Origin of the sequence: Acinetobacter sp. BHS4 (assembly GCF_018454425.1) — a bacterium.
Lineage (GTDB): Bacteria > Pseudomonadota > Gammaproteobacteria > Pseudomonadales > Moraxellaceae > Acinetobacter > Acinetobacter pittii.
The window spans coordinates 167,109-189,891 of record NZ_CP075323.1; the positions used below are offsets into that span (position 1 = coordinate 167,109).

Annotated in this window: 18 protein-coding genes and 1 riboswitch; of the genes, 14 read left to right on the forward strand and 4 right to left on the reverse strand. The window is 40.1% G+C overall.

What is annotated here, in order from left to right; translation table 11 throughout:
* Nucleotides 1–136: 136 nt before the first annotated feature.
* The 4 genes from aceE (at nt 137) to KIP84_RS00805 (ending at nt 6,075) form a co-directional block, all read left to right on the forward strand.
* Nucleotides 137–2,854, forward strand: a complete 2,718-nt coding sequence (gene aceE / locus KIP84_RS00790; RefSeq protein ID WP_002121885.1) for a pyruvate dehydrogenase (acetyl-transferring), homodimeric type — start codon at nt 137–139, stop codon at nt 2,852–2,854.
* Nucleotides 2,855–2,856: 2 nt separating this feature from the next.
* Complete coding sequence (locus KIP84_RS00795; RefSeq protein WP_213689143.1) at nt 2,857–4,845, forward strand: 2-oxo acid dehydrogenase subunit E2; 1,989 nt, start codon at nt 2,857–2,859, stop codon at nt 4,843–4,845.
* Between the two features lie 146 nt (nt 4,846–4,991).
* Entirely contained in the window at nt 4,992–5,270 is a 279-nt protein-coding gene (locus KIP84_RS00800) for a hypothetical protein (protein WP_213689144.1), read from the forward strand.
* Between the two features lie 28 nt (nt 5,271–5,298).
* A riboswitch (yybP-ykoY riboswitch) is annotated at nt 5,299–5,484 on the forward strand.
* 15 nt (nt 5,485–5,499) lie between these two features.
* The gene (locus tag KIP84_RS00805; protein WP_005804434.1) at nt 5,500–6,075 is read left to right on the forward strand and encodes a TMEM165/GDT1 family protein; all 576 of its coding nucleotides are present in this window, start codon (nt 5,500–5,502) and stop codon (nt 6,073–6,075) included.
* A gap of 61 nt (nt 6,076–6,136) precedes the next feature.
* On the opposite strand, the gene KIP84_RS00810 is transcribed toward KIP84_RS00805, so the two are convergent.
* The gene (locus KIP84_RS00810) at nt 6,137–8,275 is read right to left on the reverse strand and encodes a TonB-dependent siderophore receptor (protein ID WP_213689145.1); all 2,139 of its coding nucleotides are present in this window, start codon (nt 8,273–8,275) and stop codon (nt 6,137–6,139) included.
* Nucleotides 8,276–8,503: 228 nt separating this feature from the next.
* Between KIP84_RS00810 and KIP84_RS00815 the strand changes: the two genes are divergently transcribed.
* From KIP84_RS00815 to recJ, 5 genes are all read left to right on the forward strand, one after another.
* Nucleotides 8,504–9,301 carry an MBL fold metallo-hydrolase gene (locus KIP84_RS00815; protein ID WP_213689146.1) on the forward strand — a complete coding sequence of 266 codons (798 nt, stop codon included), beginning with the start codon at nt 8,504–8,506 and terminating at the stop codon, nt 9,299–9,301.
* Nucleotides 9,302–9,496: 195 nt separating this feature from the next.
* Complete coding sequence (gene guaB / locus KIP84_RS00820) at nt 9,497–10,963, forward strand: IMP dehydrogenase (RefSeq protein WP_002121951.1); 1,467 nt, start codon at nt 9,497–9,499, stop codon at nt 10,961–10,963.
* A 149-nt stretch (nt 10,964–11,112) separates the two neighbouring features.
* Nucleotides 11,113–12,450: a phosphoglucosamine mutase gene (gene glmM / locus KIP84_RS00825; protein ID WP_032004989.1), complete on the forward strand. Its 1,338-nt coding sequence runs from the start codon at nt 11,113–11,115 to the stop codon at nt 12,448–12,450.
* A 10-nt stretch (nt 12,451–12,460) separates the two neighbouring features.
* The gene (gene pdxH, locus KIP84_RS00830; protein WP_213689147.1) at nt 12,461–13,117 is read left to right on the forward strand and encodes a pyridoxamine 5'-phosphate oxidase; all 657 of its coding nucleotides are present in this window, start codon (nt 12,461–12,463) and stop codon (nt 13,115–13,117) included.
* Nucleotides 13,118–14,818 (forward strand): single-stranded-DNA-specific exonuclease RecJ, encoded by a 1,701-nt coding sequence (gene recJ, locus KIP84_RS00835; RefSeq protein WP_213689148.1) that lies wholly within the window; start codon nt 13,118–13,120, stop codon nt 14,816–14,818.
* Between the two features lie 46 nt (nt 14,819–14,864).
* On the opposite strand, the gene KIP84_RS00840 is transcribed toward recJ, so the two are convergent.
* Nucleotides 14,865–15,632: a putative porin gene (locus KIP84_RS00840; protein ID WP_002121889.1), complete on the reverse strand. Its 768-nt coding sequence runs from the start codon at nt 15,630–15,632 to the stop codon at nt 14,865–14,867.
* Nucleotides 15,633–16,024: 392 nt separating this feature from the next.
* On the opposite strand from KIP84_RS00840, the gene prfB reads away from it, so the two are divergent.
* The 5 genes from prfB to KIP84_RS00865 all read left to right on the forward strand — a co-directional run bounded on the left by prfB (nt 16,025) and on the right by KIP84_RS00865 (nt 20,884).
* A protein-coding gene (prfB, locus tag KIP84_RS00845) for a peptide chain release factor 2 (protein WP_099475557.1) occupies nt 16,025–17,120 on the forward strand; the annotation gives its coding sequence in 2 pieces (ribosomal slippage) (nt 16,025–16,096 and nt 16,098–17,120; 1,095 coding nt in all).
* 221 nt (nt 17,121–17,341) lie between these two features.
* Nucleotides 17,342–17,644: a helix-turn-helix transcriptional regulator gene (locus tag KIP84_RS00850; protein ID WP_002121891.1), complete on the forward strand. Its 303-nt coding sequence runs from the start codon at nt 17,342–17,344 to the stop codon at nt 17,642–17,644.
* A gap of 28 nt (nt 17,645–17,672) precedes the next feature.
* Nucleotides 17,673–18,731, forward strand: coding sequence for an alkene reductase (locus KIP84_RS00855; protein WP_213689149.1), 1,059 nt, complete (start codon nt 17,673–17,675; stop codon nt 18,729–18,731).
* 156 nt (nt 18,732–18,887) lie between these two features.
* Complete coding sequence (locus KIP84_RS00860; protein WP_213689150.1) at nt 18,888–20,180, forward strand: 3-deoxy-D-manno-octulosonic acid transferase; 1,293 nt, start codon at nt 18,888–18,890, stop codon at nt 20,178–20,180.
* Nucleotides 20,177–20,884, forward strand: coding sequence for a 16S rRNA (uracil(1498)-N(3))-methyltransferase (locus KIP84_RS00865; protein ID WP_213689151.1), 708 nt, complete (start codon nt 20,177–20,179; stop codon nt 20,882–20,884). Before KIP84_RS00860 ends, KIP84_RS00865 begins: the two co-directional genes overlap by 4 nt.
* Here KIP84_RS00865 and KIP84_RS00870 read toward each other — a convergent pair.
* On the reverse strand, nt 20,864–21,844 hold the full coding sequence (locus KIP84_RS00870) for a mechanosensitive ion channel family protein (protein WP_002121934.1): 981 nt from the start codon (nt 21,842–21,844) through the stop codon (nt 20,864–20,866). The two genes, KIP84_RS00865 and KIP84_RS00870, sit on opposite strands and share 21 nt — an antisense overlap.
* Nucleotides 21,845–21,957: 113 nt before the next feature.
* A complete protein-coding gene (locus KIP84_RS00875) occupies nt 21,958–22,533 on the reverse strand; it encodes a DUF805 domain-containing protein (protein WP_213689152.1) in 576 nt (191 codons plus the stop codon).
* Between the last annotated feature and the right edge of the window lie 250 nt (nt 22,534–22,783).

Genomic DNA, 22,783 nt, shown 5'->3' on the forward strand with positions numbered 1-22,783 from the left:
TTGTTTACTGCTCGGTCAATGACTATTCATTCAGAAAATAATAGGGCCCCCCCACATTCACCCGAGGCAATAACTTGAAAGGGGTAAAACGTGGTAAAAATACAAAGTAGATTAGAGAACAAGGAACAGGTGAATTATGGCGTTTTACGGTGACTCCGACGCACAAGAAACCCAAGAATGGCAAGATGCATTCGATTCAGTTTTACAACATATGGGAACTGAACGAGCGGCATTCTTGTTGGAAAAACTTTACCAACAAGCAATTGCTAAGCATGTTCCAATTCAACGTCTCAATACACCTTACTTAAATACAATTTCTGTTGAAGAACAACCTGCAATGCCAGGCGACCAAGATATGGAACGCCGTATTCGTGCATTGATTCGTTGGAATGCCTTAGCAATGGTACTTCGTGCGAATAAAACAGGTGACGATTTAGGTGGACACTTGGCGAGCTTCGCATCAAGTGCAACATTATATGACGTAGGTTTTAACCATTTCTTCCGCGCAAACAGCAATAGCTTTGGCGGAGATATGATTTATTACCAAGGGCACTGTGCTCCTGGTATTTATGCACGTTCATTCCTTGAAGGACGTTTAACTGAAGAACAGTTAAGTAATTTCCGCCGTGAAGTTGGCGGTAACGGTTTACCAAGCTATCCGCATCCATATTTAATGCCTGACTATTGGCAATTCCCAACCGTATCAATGGGTCTTGGTCCAATCATGTCGATTTATCAAGCACATATTCAAAAATATTTGATGAACCGTGGCTTGATCAAAGAAGAAGATCGTAAAGTTTGGGCTTATCTTGGCGATGGCGAGATGGATGAGCCGGAAAGTACTGGTGCTATTTCACTTGCTGGTCGCGAAAAGCTTGATAACCTTATCTGGGTTGTTAACTGTAACTTACAGCGTTTAGATGGTCCTGTACGTGGTAACGGTAAAATCATTCAAGAACTAGAATCTTTATTCCGTGGTGCGGGCTGGCGTGTCATTAAAGTGGTATGGGGCCGTCATTGGGACCCACTACTTGCAAAAGACAGCACAGGCGCTTTAAAAGCGGTAATGGAAGAGACAGTTGATGGTGAATACCAACGCTATCAAGTGAAAGGTGGTGCATACACGCGTGAGAAATTCTTTGGCAAGTACCCAGAAGCTGCGGAACTTGTAAAAGATTTAAGCGATGAAGATATCGATAATCTTAACCGTGGTGGTCACGACCCTTACAAAGTGTTTGCTGCCTATGCAGAAGCAATGAAAGCTAAAGGTCAACCAACAGTTATTCTTGCGAAAACTGTTAAAGGTTACGGTTTGTCTGAAGAAATTGAAGCGGTGAACAAAACTCACCAAATCAAAAAAATGCAGATCGACTCTTTGAAATATGTACGTGACCGTTTCAATCTTCCATTTACAGACGATAAGTTAGAAGAGCTTCCATTCTATCGCCCAAGTGAAAACTCTCCAGAAATGAAGTACATGAAGGCGCGTCGTGAAGCGTTAGGTGGTTACCTACCTGCACGTCGTAAAGAGAGTGAAATTTTAGCGATTCCTGAATTATCTGTATTTGATGCTGTATTGAATGGCTCAGGTGGTAAAGAACAATCTACCACTATGGTGATGGTTCGTTTAATTGCTTCTTTACTCAAAGAAAAAGCGATTAAAGACCGCGTAGTACCAATCGTTCCAGATGAAGCACGTACTTTTGGTCTAGAAGGTATGTTCCGTCAGCTTGGTATTTATGCTGCTCACGGCCAAAAATATACTCCAGAAGACCAAGAACAGTTAATGCATTACCGTGAAGCAAGTGACGGTCACATGCTACAAGAAGGGATTAACGAAGCTGGTGCGATGAGTGCATGGGCTGCGTTGGCAACAAGTTATTCAACGAATAACTTGCCAATGATTCCAATGTATATGTACTACTCAATGTTCGGTTTCCAACGTATTGGTGACATTGCATGGGCTGCGGGCGATGCACAAGCTCAAGGTTTCTTGTTAGGTGCAACAGCTGGTCGTACAACGTTGAATGGTGAAGGTCTACAGCACCAAGATGGTCATTCACATATCTTGGCGAACACTATTCCAAACTGTGTATCTTATGATCCATGTTTTGGTTATGAATTAGCTGTAATCGTACATGACGGTTTACAACGTATGTATGTGAACCAAGAGCGTGTGTTCTACTACTTAACTGTAATGAACGAAAACTACGAGCATCCTGCAATGCCTGAAGGCGCTGAGGAAGGCATTAAACGTGGTATGTACTTGTTCGAAAAAGATGAAAAAGCAACTGTCCAATTACTTGGTTCAGGTGTAATTCTTCGTGAAGTAATCAAAGCTGCGAAAATCTTACGTGATGAATATCAAATCCACTCAAACGTTTGGAGTGTAACAAGCTTCAATGAGTTGTCACGTGATGGTATGGCATGTGAAGAATATAACCGTTTACACCCACTTTCTGAAGAAGTGAAAGAATCTTGGGTATCTAAACAGTTACGTGGTACAGAAGGTATCGTTGTTTCAGCAACAGACCATATGCGTGCTTACAGTGAACAAATCCGTGCTTATCTTCCAGATGGTCGCCCATTTGTTGCATTAGGTACAGATGGATACGGTCGTTCAGATACACGTGCTAATTTACGTAGTTTCTTTGGTGTTGATGCTGCACATATTGTTGTTGCTACTTTGAAAAAATTAGCTGACGAAGGTGAAGTGGACGCACGTTTAGTTAAAGACGCAATTTCTAACTTTGAGTTAGATACTGACCGTCCAGTGGCATGGGCTCCTCAAGCGCATCCAGAAGTTCAGGCAGTTGCTGAATATAATGAAACGCAAACAGGTGAGGGGAACTAAGCATGCAAATTAAGACCCCTGATATTGGTGTAGACAAAGCAGTTGTTGCTGAAATTTTAGTAAAAGTTGGCGACAGCATTGCAGAAAATGACAGCCTTGTTTTGCTTGAGTCAGATAAAGCCTCTGTTGAAGTGCCTAGCACTTCAGCAGGTGTGGTAAAAAGCATCTTAATCAAAGAAGGTGATAGCGTAACTGAAGGTACGGTATTGCTTGAACTGGAAGCTGAGGGTGCTGCACCAGTAGCTCAAGCAGAAGAAGCTCCAAAAGCTACACCAGTAGCTGAACAAACAGCAGCACCGGCAGCGGCTCAACAGCCTTCAACTGCTGCTCAACCAGCAACGGCAACAACTAGCCAAGTGGTTGAAGTTCAAGTTCCCGATATTGGTGTTGAAAAAGCACTAGTTGGTGAAATTTTAGTAAAAGTTGGCGAACAGATTGATGTTGAACAAAGCATCGTTGTGGTTGAGTCTGACAAAGCAACTGTAGAAGTACCAAGCAGTGTTGCAGGTACTGTAGAAAGCATTCAAGTTAAAGAAGGCGATACAGTTAAAGAAGGTGTTGTGCTCATTAAAGTAAAAACAACATCTGCATCAAGTGCGCCAGCTGAGGCACCTGCTTCTACAACAGTAGCTCCGGCAGCAGCACCTGCACCAACTCAGCAAGAAACTGTAGCATCTACTGCTACTCAATCTGGACCGGTTGATATTAACGTTCCTGATTTGGGTGTAGATAAAGCAGTTGTTGCTGAAATCTTGGTTCAGGTTGGTGACAAAGTTGATGTAGACCAAAGCCTTGTTGTTGTTGAGTCAGATAAAGCAACTGTGGAGGTTCCAAGTACTGTTGCTGGTGTTGTGAAAGCAATTCACTTGCAAGCAGGCCAACAAGTTTCACAAGGTGTATTGCTGGCAACAATTGAAGCTGAAGGCCAAGCACCTGCTGCTGCACCAGCGGCGAAAGCAGAATCAGCTCCAGCTCCACAGGCAGCAGCACCTAAAGCGGCAACTCCTGCTCCGACTCAAGCAGTATCTGCTCCTGCTTCTTCTGGTAATGATAAATTAACCAAAGAAGAAGAAGCCGAAAATGCTAAAGTTTATGCAGGACCAGCTGTGCGTAAGCTTGCTCGTGAACTTGGTGTAGTTTTATCTCAAGTTAAAACTTCTGGTGAACATGGTCGTGTTGTTAAAGAAGATATCTTTGCTTATGTGAAGACTCGTTTAACTGCACCGCAAGCAGCACCAGTTGCTTCGGCTGCACCAGCGGTTTCGGGTTTGCCAAAGCTTCCTGACTTCACTGCGTTTGGTGGCGTAGAAGAAAAAATATTGACACGTTTGCAGCAAGTTTCAATTCCGCAATTGTCGTTGAACAACTTTATTCCGCAAGTCACCCAGTTTGATTTGGCTGATATTACTGAGTTAGAAGATTGGCGTAATGAACTGAAAGGCAACTTCAAAAAAGAAGGTATCAGCCTGACAATTATGGCATTCATTATCAAAGCGGTTGCGTATTTGTTGAAAGAAGAGCGTGAATTCGCAGGTCATCTATCTGATGACGGTAAATCAGTGCTCTTGCGCAATGAAATCCATATGGGAATTGCGGTAGCAACACCTGATGGTTTAACTGTGCCAGTACTTCGTAACCCAGACCAAAAATCAATTAAGCAAATTGCAGTTGAATTGGGTGTGTTAGGTCAAAAAGCGCGTGATAAGAAATTAACACCGAAAGATTTGCAAGGTGCGAATTTCACCATTTCAAGTTTAGGCGCAATTGGTGGTACAGCATTTACACCTCTTGTGAACTGGCCACAAGTTGCAATTTTAGGTATTTCACCTGCAACAATGCAGCCAGTATGGAATGGTAAAGACTTTGATCCGCGCTTAATGTTGCCGTTGTCATTGTCTTATGACCACCGTGTAATTAATGGTGCAGATGCAGCTCGCTTTACAAATAAACTTACGAAACTTCTTAAAGATATTCGTACTTTATTAATCTAATATTTTAAAATGAATCATTAAAACCTCGCTTCGGCGGGGTTTTATTTTGATATTTAATTTAATTGGTTTTAAGTTAATCTAAAGACGAAAAATGAAGTGTCGAGAGAGGAGAAATTTCTCGTTATTAAGCAAAGGAGAAATACTAAATGACGGGTTTTTTAAAAATCATGGTACCCATCCTATTGATTGTATTTTTATTGATGGGGGTATGGGTGAGTGTTTTACACTTTCCTTGGGGATGGATGACCTACGTTGCAATGGGTTTGGAAGTATTTGTGGCTATGCTTATTTTGCCGTTTGAATTTCAATCTCAGCACGTAACTGGCATTAATCATTTTGGATTTATTAACTTAAGTATTTGTTTAGCTTTACTATTGGGTCTAGGACGCTTGTTGGTTTGGGCATGGATAAAATTTTTTATTTGAAAAATAGAATTGCTCGAATATAATAAGCACATACTTCATTGGGGAGTAGCCGCTATTCATTTCTGAATGAATAGGTGATGATCAACATAATTGTTCAGCAGAACATGGTCATCATAGCTTAAACGTCTCATCGTTTCCGAGTTGGCAAGACCTTTGATTTACCACTCTGCAGATATTTGGCTAGCAGGAGGGGTAGGTCATGGGCATTTATGCTAGCCAGAGAAACGACATGCAAGAATTTCTGATTTCTACTTCAATTGTTGCCCTCGCTGAAATGGGCGATAAAACTCAATTATTGGCCCTTTTACTGTCTGCACGTTTCCGTAAGCCAATCCCTATTCTTATTGCGATTCTTTTAGCTACTCTAATTAATCATGGTATTTCTGCTGTACTTGGACAGTGGATTACGACCGTGTTGAGCCCCGAAATTTTAGTCTGGGTCCTTGCAGCTGGTTTCATTGGTATGGCGTTCTGGATGCTTATTCCAGATAAGCTCGATGATGAAACGGATAGTATTAATAGATGGCAAAAATTTGGTGTTTTTGGTGCAACCTTTATCCTGTTTTTCTTAGCAGAAATTGGTGATAAAACCCAAATAGCAACAGTTGCTTTAGCTGCACGTTACGATAGCATTTTCTGGGTGATGTTAGGTACAACCTTAGGAATGATGATTGCTAATGCACCTGCTGTATTTATTGGTAATAAATTGGCTGAACGTTTATCTATCTCGCTCATTCATAAAATTGGTGCTGCTATTTTCTTAATTGTAGGTATCTCTACTTTGGTACAGCATTATTTCTTCTAACACATTTTAAGCTGCCAAAAAAAAACGCACTCGAATCGAGTGCGTTTTTTTATAGGTAATTTTAATAGTTAAATTTCACGGTAAAGTTAATTTGACGTGGATTACCTAAAGTCACCATATTTTCATTTAAGGCGCCTGCATAATAATCTTTATCGAATAGATTACGGATCGCAAGTTGAGCACCCCAATGTCCTGCATCATAGCCAGCTTCTGTATCAAATACGGTATAGCCTGGAATATGGACATCTAACTTATCCATAGTTTTATAGGTTTCACCTCGGAATCCACCGCCGATATACCAACCAAGTTTTGAGGCAGGATCAAATTTATAACGAGCCGACAGGCTGTAAGCATGCTCAGGAATATTGTCAAGTGCTTTTCCTACATTGCTCGCGTTTGCATCTTTACTAATTTTTGCATCTGCGGTGTAAGTATAAGTTGCCGTAAGTTTTAAGCCATCTAATACATCTGCATTTAACTCAGTCTCAATACCGCGAGTTAACTGCTCACCGCGCTGTATTTTGAAAGTAGTATTAGTAGTTGTTGGATCATTGACTAAAACATTTTGACGTTTTAGGTCATACCAGGCAATGCTACCTTGTATCCGCTGATCAGGACTTTGTAGTTTCATCCCAACCTCAACTTGTTTACCTTTTTCAGGATCAAAAGTATTTCCGGCAGAGTCTGAGCCGCTAGTTGGGAAGAACGAGGTGGCATAGCTGACATAAGGTGCAACTACATCATTAATTGTATATAACAATGAGGCATTACCCGTAAAAGCCTCTTCTGATTTTTTTGTATTGGTATTTTTAACTAAATCTACGGTTTGTGTTTGAGCCCAATCTTGACGACCTGCGAGATTTAAAATCACTTGATCATTGATCTGAATACGGTCACGTAAATATAACCCCATATACTTTAAACGGTTAATATCATGATTTGTGACTTTCTCTGGACAAGTAACGGTAGTCCCATATTCCGGTGAATATAGATTTAAATTTGTGGCAGTACAGCGATTATTCAGATAATCATTCTTATCTTGCAGGCCATCAAGTCCGATCGTTATTTGATGTGCCATATCTGCAATCTGAAAGGTCTTTTTAGCACTATTATCGATTGAGAAACTTAGGTTACTGACATCCTGATAGCGAGCTTGTCGTTTAAGTGTTGTATAATTCTTATCGGTCCAACCATTATAAAATACAGCAGGGCCAATCATTTCTGTTTTTTGAATTGCAAAGTTTTGCTTAAACTCCCAACCATTATTGAAAGCATGCCTAAAGTTATAACCTGTACGGAATACATCAGCATCATAAGCTCCGTAACTTGGTTCACCAATAAATAAGTCTTTAGATAAACTTCCATTTGGATTGTCTTTTAATGTGCCAATTACAGGCAAACCTTGCTGTCGAATATATTCGCGGTGCTGATAGCTAGCGATGACAGAAAGATCAGTGTTATCCCCTAAGTCAAAGTTATAAGAGGGGGAGATGTAGTAATTTTTAAAATATACATAATCTGTTGGGTCATCTTGATCCGAGATACGGCCATTTAAACGAAAAGCACCTTTTTCACTATTATTAGGACTATAGTTTAAATCGAACGTTCCTTCTTTAAGGTTGTAGCTGCCATAAGTCATAGTAGCCCGAGCAAAGCTTTCGGCTTGAGGGCGTTTAGTCACTAAATTGACCATACCGCCTGGTTGTACTAATCCAAAATTAACTGAAGCTGGGCCCTTTAAAATCTGTACCTGATCCATGCCTGATATTTCTGCGGCAACAAAGGTGTTTTGCTGAGCTTGGCGTAAACCATCTATAAAAATTTGATCAGAAGAAGTTTGCCCACGGATAATGAAATCATCCCAACCGCGACGACCAAGTTTCCCAGCTTCTACGCCTGCGACACCTTCAAGGGCATCTGCTAAAGTTCTTGCTTGTTTTTGGTCGAGCTGTTCGCGGGTTACTACCGAAACCGACTGAGCAGTTTTAAATAAAGGTGCATCTGATTTTAAGGCAGAGTTTGCTTTCGTTGCGACGTAAGGTGAAGTGCTTTCTTTTTGCGCTTGAATAGAAATCGTGGGGAGAACATTGGTCGAATTTTGTTGTTCTGTTATTTCTTCAGCGTGACTTGCTGTCATCGAAGTAAAAATAGCAACTGTTAACAATGTTTTTGATGTTGAAAAACGGAAGGGTTGATTCATGGGAGGCCTAAGCAGCACAAAAAGTAAATTTGATAATGAGAATTATTTTAATTTATTGTGGGATAATTTTAAATAACATTATGATTCATTTATAAAATAAGAAAAGCAAAATCAATTTTAAAATATTATTAGAAAAATAAAGTAGTTTATTGCAAGAGTTACTGAATCCCTTTATTTTAGTATGGATATAAAAAATATCTAATATTTAAAGTTTTTTTGGGGAATTGTATGGGGTTTGAAAAAACAACATCGCAGATATTATTTGATAATGGCGTACATAAATGTATTAGTTTTACCAGCTTGGTTAAAGGGGAAGGCATCCAAGCCAATCAATTTTTAATTATTGATCATGAACGCGCTGCTGTAATCGACCCAGGTGGCGATTTGACCTACGTTCCATTAACGATGGAATTAAATAAATATACACGTTTGAAAAATCTGGACTATGTGATGGCCTCTCATCAAGATCCGGACATTATTACTTCAATGCCACGCTGGCTGGTTTATACCGATGCTAAAGTGGTTGCCTCTAAATTATGGGCGCGATTTTTACCTCACTTAAATTCATCATTTATGAGTGAGCGGATGAAAGGAAATTGGGAAGACCGTCTTATTGAGCTGCCAGATTGTGGTCAAGTGATTCAATTAGGTGAATCAAAGCTTGTCATGGTTCCAGCACATTTTCTACATTCGGTCGGTAATTTTCAGTTTTATGATCCCGTTGCCAAAATTTTATTTTCTGGCGATATGGGTGCCTCGATTGTTGAAGATGCTAATCAGCCTTTAAAAGATTTCGATACGCACGTCATGAAAATGAAGGCTTTTCACCAACGCTATATGTGTTCCAATAAAGTTATCCGTTTGTGGGTCAACATGGTGCGCCAGATGGATATTGAGATGATTGTGCCTCAGCATGGTAGTCCATTTATTGGTAAAGAAATGATTAACCAGTTTTTGGACTGGATTGAGACCTTGCCATGCGGCGTAGATTTAATGACTGAGCAAATTTTTAGCTGCCCTACCTAAATATTATGTCTAATGATCAACCCAGATAAAATTCTGGGTTGCAAAAAACCTCGATTAAAAAATAACGTTAAAACGATAATAAGTGGGAATTATTTGGAGAAGCTCTATATCTATTGCTGAAAAAGGCAAAGATAATATGAAAATTGCATTGAAATTTGTTTATAATAGCTCACGGAATTTACCAGTGAGATTGTTATGCTGACCATCGTTCAAGAAGCGCTAACCTTCGATGATGTCTTATTACTTCCTGCCTACTCTACTGTTCTCCCAAAAGATGTCTCTTTAAAGACACGTTTAACTCGCGGCATTCATTTAAATATCCCATTAGTTTCAGCGGCAATGGATACAGTGACTGAGTCACGTATGGCGATTGCGATGTCACAAAATGGTGGTATCGGGATTTTGCACAAAAACATGGATATTGCTGCTCAAGCTGCAGAAGTACGCCGTGTGAAAAAATTCGAAGCGGGTATGGTGAAAGATCCAATCACTGTAACGCCTGAAACTACAGTACGTGAACTCATCGCAATTACCAGCGCTAATAACATTAGTGGTGTACCTGTTGTTAAAGACGGCAAGGTTGTTGGTATTGTGACAGGCCGTGATACGCGTTTTGAAACCAATTTAGAACAACCTGTTAGCAACATCATGACAGGTCAAGATCGTTTAGTCACTGTACGTGAAGGCGAGTCTAAAGAAAATATTCAAGCATTATTGCAAAAACACCGTATTGAAAAAGTCTTGGTTGTTGGTGAGAGCAACGAACTTAAAGGCTTAATTACAGTAACTGACTTCCGCAAAGCTGAGAGCTATCCAAACAGTTGTAAAGATGATCTTGGTCGTTTACGTGTTGGTGCTGCGGTAGGTACTGGTGCTGATACACCAAGTCGTGTGGAAGCATTGGTTGAAGCTGGTGTTGACGTAATTGTTGTTGATACAGCGCATGGCCACTCTGCTGGTGTAATTGAACGTGTACGTTGGGTGAAACAAAACTTCCCTCAAGTACAAGTGATTGGTGGCAACATTGCAACTGGTGATGCTGCATTAGCATTATTAGATGCAGGTGCAGATGCTGTAAAAGTAGGTATTGGCCCTGGTTCTATCTGTACAACACGTATTGTGGCTGGTATCGGTATGCCACAAATTTCTGCGATTGACAGCGTTGCTAGTGCACTAAAAGATCAAATTCCTTTAATTGCAGATGGCGGTATCCGCTTCTCTGGCGATATGGCAAAAGCGATCGGTGCGGGTGCAAGTACGATCATGGTTGGTTCATTACTTGCGGGTACTGAAGAAGCGCCGGGCGAAGTTGAGTTTTTCCAAGGTCGTTACTACAAAGCATATCGTGGTATGGGTTCATTAGGTGCAATGGCGGGAGCAACTGGTTCTGCTGACCGTTATTTCCAAGATTCAAAAGCGGGTGCTGAGAAGTTAGTACCAGAAGGAATCGAAGGCCGTGTTCCATATAAAGGCCCAATGGGTAACATCGTTCATCAAATGATGGGTGGTTTACGTTCATCGATGGGTTATACAGGTTCAGCTGTGATTGAAGATCTTCGCCAAAATGCGAAATTTGTGAAAATTACTTCAGCAGGCATGTCTGAGTCACATGTTCATGATGTAACGATTACTAAAGAAGCTCCAAACTATCGTGTTGGTTAGATTTTCGTAACCAAAACAATGAAGAAAGCCGTCATTACACTGACGGCTTTTTGTTTTTGGTGTAAAGTAAATCTGACGAAAAGAGATATGGCGGAATTGCCATATATGAAGTAAGCCACGGCTGAAGTGGCGTAAAAATGAGATAAGCTATGAGTTATTTTGGAACGGATGGTATTCGTGGAAAATTTGGGCAAATGCCTATTACCCCAGAGTTTGCTTTAAAACTCGGTTTTGCTGCAGGGAAGGTATTAAAACGAACGAGTCCAAAAAATAAGCCACTTGTTGTATTAGGAAAAGACACTCGTTTATCTGGTTATATTTTAGAGTCTGCTTTGCAGGCGGGGTTAAACGCTGCTGGCGTATATGTTCATTTGCTTGGCCCATTACCGACCCCAGCAATTGCGCACCTTACTCGTGCTTTACATGCGCATGCAGGTATCGTGATTTCTGCATCACATAACCCATATTTTGATAATGGTATTAAATTTTTCTCAAGCGAAGGTAAAAAATTACCAGATGCTCTACAAGAAGAAATTAACCTCGAATTAGAAAAAGATTTGTTTATTGAGGACACGGCAAACTTAGGTAAAAGTGTTCGTGTAAATGACGCGAATGGTCGCTATATCGAATTTTGTAAATCTACTTTCCCCTACCACTTTGACTTAAATAATTTAAAGATTGTGTTGGACTGTGCTCATGGTGCGGCGTATAGCGTTGGCCCTTCAGTTTTCCGTGAGTTAGGGGCAAAAGTTGTTGCTTTATATAATGAGCCAGATGGCCTAAATATTAATGAAGGTTGTGGTTCAACACATCCTGAAAAACTACAAAAAGCTGTAGTTGAGCACGAAGCAGATTTAGGGATTGCCTTTGATGGTGATGCTGACCGTGTCGTGATGGTGGATAAGTTTGGTAACTTAATTGATGGTGACCATATCTTATATATTTTAGCGACTCAGGCTCAAAATAAGCCAGCAGGCGTAGTGGGTACTGTCATGAGTAACATGGCACTCGAAGTCGCACTTGAAAAAGCGAATGTTGGTTTTGTTCGTGCTAAGGTTGGTGACCGTTATGTATTACAAGCCCTAGAAGAAAATGGTTGGGTTACTGGTGGGGAACCATCTGGCCATATTCTAACTTTAGACAAGAGTACGACAGGTGATGCGATTATTGCAGCACTTCAAGTTTTAACCGTGATGGTCGAGCAAAATAAGGCTCTTCATGAACTGGTTCAAGACTTTAAATTATTCCCGCAAATTCTTGTGAATGTACGTTTAGAACAAATGCTTGATCCGTATTCTATTCCTGCATTGGTTGCCGAGTTTGATAAAGCAGAAGCACAGCTCAAAGGACGTGGACGAATCTTGATTCGTAAGTCAGGAACAGAGCCTGTAATTCGTGTTATGGTCGAAGGTGATGATGAGCAAGAAGTGAATGCTTTAGCTCAGCATTTAGCAGATTCAGTTCGTTCACAAGCACAAGTCGCATAAGGTGCATGACATGAGTGATGTCATTAAAGATTTAAGTGAATTACGCTTAAGCTACGAGCAAGGAGAATTGCATGAGGGGCAAGTTGAATCTAATCCTCATCAGCAGTTTCTTGGTTGGTTTAACCATGTTCTAGCAGCCAATTTGCATGAACCCTATGCAATGTCATTAGCGACAGCAAGCGCGAATGGCAGACCTCATGTTCGAACAGTTTTGTTACGTGGGGCTACAGAAGCTGGGTATGATTTTTATACTAACTACGACAGTCAAAAAGGTATCGATTTGGCAGAAAACCCATATGCCGAATTATTATTTTACTGGCCAAGTCTAGAGCGTCAGGTGCGAGTTGGTGGTCATGTAGTCAAAATTGCTGAGCAAGAATCTACAGATTACTATCGTAAACGACCACGTGATAGCCAGATTGCAGCGCATATCAGTACTCCGCAAAGTGGTAAGATTGAAAGCCGAGAGCTGTTACAGCAACGTTTTCAAGACCTACAACAGCAAGTTACAAGTCGTGAAGTGCTTGATAAGCCAGAGTTCTGGGGAGGTTATCGTTTGCAGCCAGATTATTATGAATTCTGGCAAGGACGACCAAATCGTTTACATGACCGCTTGAGTTATGAAAAAATCGACGGTCAATGGACGTTGCACCGACTGATGCCTTAAATGACAAAAATACAAATCAAACAAAGACCTTTATTGACACGCCCTGAACAGTTTCAGGGCGTGCCTCCGTTTATTGCCGAAATTTTGGCAAGGCGTGGGGTACAATCTGAACAGGAATTAGAATTAAAGCTTAAGAATTTATTAGCTCCACAGCTCAAGGGATTAGAAACTGCTGTGGCATTAATAGATCACGCCATTGATGAGCAGAAAAAAATTGTTATTGTCGGTGATTACGATGCCGATGGCGCAACCAGTACAGCTTTAATGGTATTGGTGCTTCGCGATATGGGAGCACAAGTTGACTATTTGGTTCCAGACCGATTTAAATACGGTTATGGACTAACCCCTGCAATTGCAGAGCTTGCACATCAAACTTATCAACCCGATTTATTAATTACTGTCGATAATGGGATTTCCAGCCATGCTGGTGTTGATGCGGCACATGCACTGGGCATGCAAGTGGTTATTACAGATCACCATTTAACCACTAAAGAAACACCGCTTGCAGAAGCCGTTGTAAACCCAAATCAGTTAGGTTGTGAGTTCCCAAGTAAGGCGCTTGCAGGTGTTGGAGTTGCATTTTATGTACTGGCCAATTTAGCAAGCTTACGTAACAAGCAAAACAAAAGTACAAGTAAAGTCACTCAATATCTAGACTTGGTTGCTTTGGGAACGTATGCGGATGTTGCTGTTCTAGATTATAACAACCGTATTTTGGTTGATGCGGGCGTAAAACGTATTCAACAACATCAATGCCGAGTCGGAATATTGGCGTTGCTAGATATTGCTGGCCGTGAGGCGTCTTCTTTGCGTGCACAAGATTTAGGTTTTGTTTTAGGTCCGCGTATTAACGCTGCTGGACGCATGGAGAGCATGCGTATAGGCATTGAATGTTTATTAGCTGACACTATGGAATCTGCCTATCCAATCGCGAGACAGTTAAATCAATTAAATATAGAGCGCCGTCAAATCGAAGGGGAGATGAAGCAACAAGCCTTGTCTGCTTTAGATAGCTTGCAGCTCTCAAAGGAAGACGTTCCTCCAGCTCTTATACTCTTCGAAGAAAACTGGCATCAAGGTGTGATTGGAATTGTAGCGGGGCGTTTAAAAGAGCAGTTTCATCGTCCCACTATTGTGTTTGCACCTGATGAAGATGGTATTCATATAAAAGGGTCTGCACGTTCAATTGATGGGGTGCATATTCGAGATACGATTGAACAGGTTGCTGAACAACATCCAGAATTGGTGAGCCATTTTGGTGGTCATGCAGCAGCAGCAGGTTTAACCATACGTAAAGAAAACTTCGAAGCTTTTAAAACAGCATTTACCAATTGCATTGCAGCAATGGAAGAATCTTTGTTTCAAGCAACGCTATGGACGGATGGAGAACTCCCTGCTTCGGCTTTGCAACTAAATACATTAGATTGGATAGAACAGTTGGGGCCTTGGGGACAAAAATTCCCTTTTCCTCAGTTTGAGGGGCATTTTAAAGTTGTTGATTATCGCTGGCTTAAAGAAACGCATTTGAAACTTAAGTTGGCACTCGACCAATACAGTTTTGATGCAATTGCTTTTAATGCAGTGGGTCGTTTTGAGTTTGACCCAATGCGTGATCATGTACATTTGGTCTATGAAATAGATCGTAATGCATTTAATGGTAATGTGAATTTACAATTACGCATCGTACATTTAAACCAATAAAAAAATCCGCTCAATTGAGCGGATTTTTTTATGACTTTAGGCTTGATTAGAAGCGGTATGCTGCACGAACACCATAAGTGTTGTCGTTATCACCAAATCCAACACGGCCTTCAACACTTACTTGCTGATTTAAGAATTTTTTAGCATTGATACCAAATTCATCTTTATCAGTTAAGTCGTTGTTGTAGTAATCAGCACCAACACTTAAAGTTTTGTCGATGTAGTAGTCACCACGAACTTTATATTCGTCTAGGTCACCGAATGCACCGAACGCTTCAAGGTTTACGTCATGTTGACCTACTTGAGTTACGTATTTAGCACGAACTGTTGGATCAGCGCCGTCTTTACCGTCTTTTTCGTCGTAGCCTTTAACACCTAGAGCAAGTAATAAACCTGGAGCTGGTAAATAACCTACTTCAGCTGCATAAGTAGTTACTTTTTGGTCGTAATTAGTGTTATCAATTTCACGCTCATTTCGACCTACATCACCGCTAAGGTAGAAATCTGAGTTAGGAACGTAATATTCAACACCTACGCCATACTGAGTATCTTTTGTACCGCTGTTATCGCCATAGTTGATAAGGGCGTTAACGTTACTTGCACGGCTTAAGAAAGCTGCTTCAGCAAGTGGAGCGTTACGAGTTTGAACAGGATTAAAGTAATAAGTCCCGTCAACACCGAATTTACTTACGCTGCTACCGTTGTCTGGATCAAGATAATTGTAAGAACCACCAACTTCAGCTTGGTAAGCGTTTGCTGCGCCACTCACTGCGAGTGCAGATAAAAGAGCTGATGCAATTGCTAGTTTTTTCATGGAATCTCTCCCCTCTAAAAAGCGATTTTATAAATGTTTTGTTACAACTTTTAGTCTAGACGAAAAAGCTTTGTCGTCAATCTTGCGCAAGTAACCGTACTGTAACCGTGTGATATTTATGTAAACTAATTTAATTTAAGCTATTGATTTTAAAATATAAAAACATAATGTTTTATTTTATTAAAATTGAGGATATTTTGTGTAGATCATAAAAAATGCTGTAAAAGTACCCAATTTTGTATGAGGATGTTACCAATTAATCTTAAATTGAACTGAAGAAAATTTATAAATCAAATTGATGAAATATGATGAGAAATACAAAGCGGGTTCGTAGATAACCGCAGCTATGCTAAAATAATTGACTGTTTATCTGCTCTTATGGGAACACTCGCGTGGAAATTAATCCTTATCTAAACCAATTGAAAGACTTAACTGATCGTAGCCAAACACTACGGGGGTATCTTTGACTACGATCTGAAAAAAGAACGTTTAGAAGAAGTTTTACGTGAGTTAGAAGACCCTGCGATCTGGAATGATCAAAGCCGCGCTCAGGCGATGGCGAAAGAAAAGGGCGAATTAGAAAACGTTATTAATGTATTGGATGGCTTATCTACACAGCTTGAAGATGCAAAAGCGATGTTAGATTTGGCTGTAGAAGCCGACGATGAAAGCCTGCTTGAAGATGTTCAGTCGGAGCTTGGTGCTGCCGAAGATGAACTGGCTAAACTTGAATTCCGTCGTATGTTTAGTAACCCGATGGACCCGAATCCTTGCTATGTAGAGATTCAATCAGGTTCAGGTGGTACAGAAGCACAAGATTGGGCGTCTATGCTTTTACGTATGTATATGCGCTGGATTGAACGTCATGGCTTTAAAGCAGAACTTATGGAAGTGTCTGATGGTGACGTAGCTGGTATTAAATCAGCAACGATTCGTGTTGAAGGTGAATATGCCTACGGTTGGTTACGCACAGAGTCAGGTGTACACCGTTTAGTTCGTAAATCACCATTTGACAGTGGCAACCGTCGTCACACTTCATTCTCTGCGGTATTTATTTCACCAGAAGTTGATGACAATATTGAAATTGATATCAATCCTTCTGATGTTCGTACCGATACTTACCGTGCGTCTGGTGCAGGTGGTCAGCATATTAACAAAACCGACTCGGCTGTACGTTTGACCCACATCCCAACAGGTATTGTGGTGGCATGTCAGAACCAGCGTTCGCAACATGCTAACCGTGACCATGCATGGAAACAGTTACGTGCGCGTTTATATGAATTAGAAATGCAAAAACGTAATGAAGCAGCTCAAGCTCTAGAAGACTCGAAGTCTGATATTGGTTGGGGAAGCCAAATTCGTTCATATGTATTAGATGATTCTCGTATTAAAGATTTACGTACGGGGGTTGAAAACTCTAATACAGGTGCTGTTCTTGATGGTGACCTTGATCGTTTTATCGAAGCGAGTTTAAAACAAGGTTTATAAGAGTCTGCTGAACTTTTAGTTTAAATACAGTTCATCTATGAATATGTAGAACTCTTGGATTTTTAGCGATTAAAACGGCAAAGCAGTTCAGCCTTCGAATGTTAATCGAAAAAATGCGATATGAATATCGAAAAAAATAGATATGAATATCGAAAAAATGCGATATTATGTTTTCGAAATGCTGAACAAAGCTTTGTTCGTTTAAAAGACGTGTTGAGCCTATGGATATTGATGCAATTAGCAAAGCCCTTTCCAACCCTCTACGTCGGCAAATTTTGCAATGGTTAAAAGAACCTGCACATTATTTACCGGTGGAAGAATGTGGTGGTAGTTTTGAGAAGGGTGTTTGTGCAGGTCATATTGAACGTTTGGGTAAAGTAGCTCAGTCTACGATGTCTAATCATTTGTCTGTATTACAGCAGGCGGGGCTTATTCAGGTCCAAAAATATGGTCAATGGTCTTATTTTTCACGTAACGAAGCTTTGATTCAGCAATATATCGAACATTTAAAACAAACACTTTAAATTATTAAAAGTGTAAGTCGAGGCGATTATGGCTGAACTCAATACTTCTTTAACGGTTGGTGATTTTGAAATCAAAAATCGATTGGTAATGGCTCCATTAACGCGTGCGCGTAGTGGTGAAAGCCGAGTGCCTAATGATTTAATGGTTGAATACTATCAACAACGTGCAAATGCTGGTCTAATTTTGACTGAAGCAACAGTGATTGGTTCAAAAACTGTGGGTTACGCAGACACCCCAGGATTATGGTCACAAGAGCAGGCACAAGCTTGGAATAAAATTATTGAGGCAGTTCATGCTCAAGGTTCAAAAATTGTCGCTCAACTTTGGCATGTAGGCCGTATTTCGCATCCTGAACTTTTAGACGGTGATATTCCTGTTGCACCAAGTGCAATTCAACCTGCGGGTGAAGTGAGTTTATTACGTCCTAAACGTCCTTATGTAACACCGCGTGCACTTTCAATTGAAGAGATTCAAGAAGTTATTGCTCAATACAAACATTCAGCAGAACTGGCTAAAGCAGCAGGTTTTGATGGTGTTGAATTACACGCAGCGAACGGTTACTTAATTGACCAGTTCCTTCAAAGTAATACCAACCAACGTGATGACGAATACGGTGGTCCTGTTGAGAACCGTGCACGTTTATTATTAGAAGTCGTTGATGCATTTATTGAAGTGTGGGGCGCTGGCCGAGTAGGTGTTCATATTGCACCGCGTGGTGATTCACACGATATGGGAGATGAAAACCCATTAGCAACTTTTGGTTATGTAGTTGAACAACTTAACCAACGTAATGTTGCTTTCATTTTCTCTCGTGAATATGAAGCTGCTGATAGTATTAGTCCTAAACTTCGCGAAAAATTTAATGGTGTATGGATTGCCAATGAGAACCTAACACCAGAATCAGCAAAACGTATCTTGCGTGAAGGTCAGGCAGATGCTGTATCTTTTGGTAAAGCATATATTGCTAACCCAGATCTTTTACAGCGTTTAGAAAAAGACTTGCCATTAAATGAACTTCAAGCAACAACTTTATATGCTAAAGGTGCTGAAGGTTATACAGACTATCCAGCACTAGAAGCTTCGTAATTTTTTGAACAGATGATTTACTGACCTCTTTAATTTATGGGCTCAATAAATCGCTTTTCTTGTAATGGTAGAGTTTAGGTATCGAAACTCTGCCATTTTTTCTATCTATGTTATATTTTCCCCAGTTTTAAACTTTGACTATTTGAGGCAAACCGCTTGGCGACCCCTTTTTGGTACAACACCGCACTCCATTTATTAAAACCTTTTTACCAATGGCGGATAAAAAGACGTGCAGAAAGCCAGGAATTATATAATCAGGAATGTCTTGAAAGATTTGGGCCGTTTGAAGCACCGAAGAATGTAAAAGCGATCTGGTTTCATGCTGTTTCAGTCGGGGAAACCAATGCTGCACAGCCTTTAATCGAGCATTATCTTAAACTCGGTCAACCTGTATTAGTTACGAATACAACAAAGACTGGGCAGGCGCGTGCTAAATCATTATTTTTAAAAGCGCCGTATTTAGATTTATTTCAAGCAGTTTATTTGCCTGTTGATCAAAAGCATCTTTTAAAACAATTTTTTGAGTTATATCAGCCAAAGCTTTTAGCATTGGTTGAGACCGAGCTTTGGCCAAATTTAATTGATCAAGCCAAGCTACAACAGGTTCCCTGTTTATTATTAAATGCGCGATTATCAGAAAAATCAGCAAAAGGTTACAGCCGCGTTTCAAGGCTAACTGCAGGAATGCTGAAACAAATTGACTGGGTGCTGGCACAAGATAATGCGACTCGACAACGTTATGTAGAACTTGGTTTAGATCAACAAAAAAGTCAGGTAGTTGGAAATATTAAGTTTGATATCCATGCGCCAGAGGCTTTTATAAATCAGGCTGAGCAATTACAACAACAATGGTATTTGGGGCAGCGTAAAGTCCTAACAATTGCCAGTACACATGCGCCAGAAGAACAACAAATTTTGCAGGCACTTGCACCTTATCTCAAGTCAGATCCAGATTTAGTTTGTATTGTTGTGCCTCGACATCCTGAACGTTTTGATGAAGTATTTGAAATTTGCCAAAACCTAGATTTAATTACTCATCGTAGAAGTATGAATCATAGTATTCACGCCAGTACACAGGTTTATCTAGCTGATAGTATGGGTGAGCTTTGGCTATGGTATGCCTTAAGTCAGGTGTGTTTTGTGGGGGGATCACTTAATGAACCGGGTGGTGGGCATAATATTTTAGAGCCTATGGTTTTAAATGTACCGACCGTAATAGGACCTCGTTACTTTAATTTCCAAACCATCGTTGATGAATTCATTGATGAAAATGGGGTACTCATTGCCCAAGATGCTGAGCAAGTCGTAGCAATCTGGATGGCATGTTTAGCTGAACCTGATCAGGCTCAACAAGTGGTTGAGCAGGCGCATAAAGTCTTGCAGCGTAACCAAGGTTCATTACAAAAGCATATTGGTGTAATTAACCGGTATTTGGCCGAAAAACTATGAATATCGTTTTACTAGAATCTGACGATGTTCAGTCAGATTTATGGTCAATCCGTTCAAAGCGCCAATTACAGCATTTACATGAACATCTTGATATTACGGTTGGCCAAAATCTAAAAGTTGGTGTTCGTAATGGCGCACGTTATACCACTGAAATTGTTTCGATGAATGAGCATGAAGTTTGTATACGGCCTATTCGTGATGAAGCAGTACCTGCAAAACTTCCAGTACATTTAATCGTAGCGTTACCAAGGCCCAAAGTTTTACGCCGTTTAATTATGGATAGTGTGACTCTAGGTGTTGAAAGAATTAGTTTGATTCATAGTTATCGGGTAGATAAAAGCTATTGGCAAACTCCATTTTTGCAACAACTTGATAACTATGTGACTTTAGGGCTTGAGCAAGCAGGCGACACCATTGTTCCTGAAATTCAATTATATAAACGCTTTAAACCTTTTGTTGAAGATGTTCTACCAAACTTAATTTCAAAGGAAAGTCCCGCCTATGTGGCTCATCCATATGCCGAGCAGAGCATGCCAGTTAATATTCCGCATGCGTGCAGTGTAGTCGTTGGACCCGAAGGCGGCTTTATTCCCTATGAAGTTGATTTGCTCACAAAAAACGGCTGCCAAGCTGTGAGCTTAGGCAACCGTATTTTAAGAACTGAAACGTCTATTTCTTATATTTTAGGTCGTCTCTTTAGTTGATGCTTCTGGGTTTAAAAGTGGCTGATTTGAAGCCATTTTTAATTCCTGAATTGGGTAAGGAATATTAATTCCGTTCTCATTAAAAGCTTGTTTTACTTGAGCTTGAATTGTGCTTGTAGATGAGGACATATCAGTTTCAGTAGTATCAACCCACCAACGGACAGTCAGGTTAACCGAGAAATCTGCCAAAGCTGTAACATTAACCGAGAAAGCTGGTTGACTGAGTACATTTCGGTCATTATTAAGAATATCTAAAATAATCTGTTTAGCTTTTTGTTCATCGTCGTCATATCCAATGCCGACTACAAACTCACAACGTCGTTGCTGATAAGCCGTATTTACAGTTAAAGCGCTCGTATAAACAGTGGCATTTGGAATAACAATACGACGGCCATCTGGTGAACGTAAGAATGTTGCACGAATTTGGATATCTTCAACAGTTCCTTCAAGTGAATTGACCACGATTGAATCGCCAATACGGAAGGGTTCGCTCAATAAAATCAAAATACCTGAAAGCAAGTTTTGGAAAATATCTTTAAATGCGAAACCAATTGCGACCGAACCGATCCCTAACGCGCTCATAAGTTGTCCTGGTGTAAAACCTGGGATCATGATGACAAGTGCAATTAAGAATCCAAAAAATAAAATTGTCGTACTTCCTACCCGGTTTAGAACCAACACTAGGTTTTGGCGCGTATAAGAGCGATTTTCTAAGGTTTTACGAACAAAGAACTTAAATAATTTGGTAAGTAGCCAAAAAATAATAAAAACGATAATCGCAATACAAATATAAGGCACACGTTCCCAGAAGCTATCCACGATTTTATCAATAGTGGTATAGGCATCATGATACTTTTCGGTATGGGCTAAAACCGTTTGAGTGGTTTTAGTACCTGCTTCTTGCAAAAGTTCGCCTGTATTTTTTGCAACATCCGTTAAGGATTTTTGTTCATCAGCCACGACAAGTCTCTATTTTAAAAAATTATGAAAGCGATGATCGGCTTTCATCATAGTAGGAGATAAAATGTGCGCCTACTATAATGAGTTCATCTGAATAATAAAGTGTTTTTTAATTAAAAGTATTCCGTTCCTTTTTGTAAGATTTGTGACGGGGTTTGAATAGTATCGGTACCAGAGAAGTAGTAAAAAAAGCCTGCGGTAGAAATAAGGCTAATTAAAATAGCGAATAAAATAAACCAAGCCATTAACTTTTCTATGAACGTTGATGGTCGAGAAGGACCATATTGATTTGGACCTGCCGTACCTGAGGCAAGCAGTAAATAAATCATAAAAAAGAACTGAACAACTGGAATGAATAGTAGTAATCCCATCCAACCACTTTTATTTAGATCATGCAAACGTCGCACGACGAGAACAGCATTTAAATAAATCAGGAATAGCCAAAAAGCCCATACCACCAAAGCACTGAGGCCAGAAAGAGAGCTATAAAACTCAAAATTAAATAAATTACTTGAAAGCTGAAAACTGCCAAGAAAGGAGGCCAGAATAAAATAACCCACGATTGTGACTAAATAAATCAGTCCATATCCACCTAAATAACTCATACGGTTAAAACGGCCATGAATTGAAAAAGGGCTATCTTTTAAAGGCAGCTGTGGTGGGCGTGAGGAAGTTGTTTGGGCAAACATATTATTTTATTCCTAGGTTGCATATGAGAGACAAAATAATCTTTGTTGATGATCAAAACCATCAAATATTGAAAAAATTATAAAAGTAAAAGCTATAGACAAATGTTTTAAATCAACTTAATTTTATAAAAATGTTCATAATTTCGTATGCTTGAGTAAGTGGTTAATATATGACCAAAGTCGCATTGTCTAGGCTTTGAAAGAGTCATCATACTGCAAAGGCATGCAAATAAGATCCAGTAAAATAATA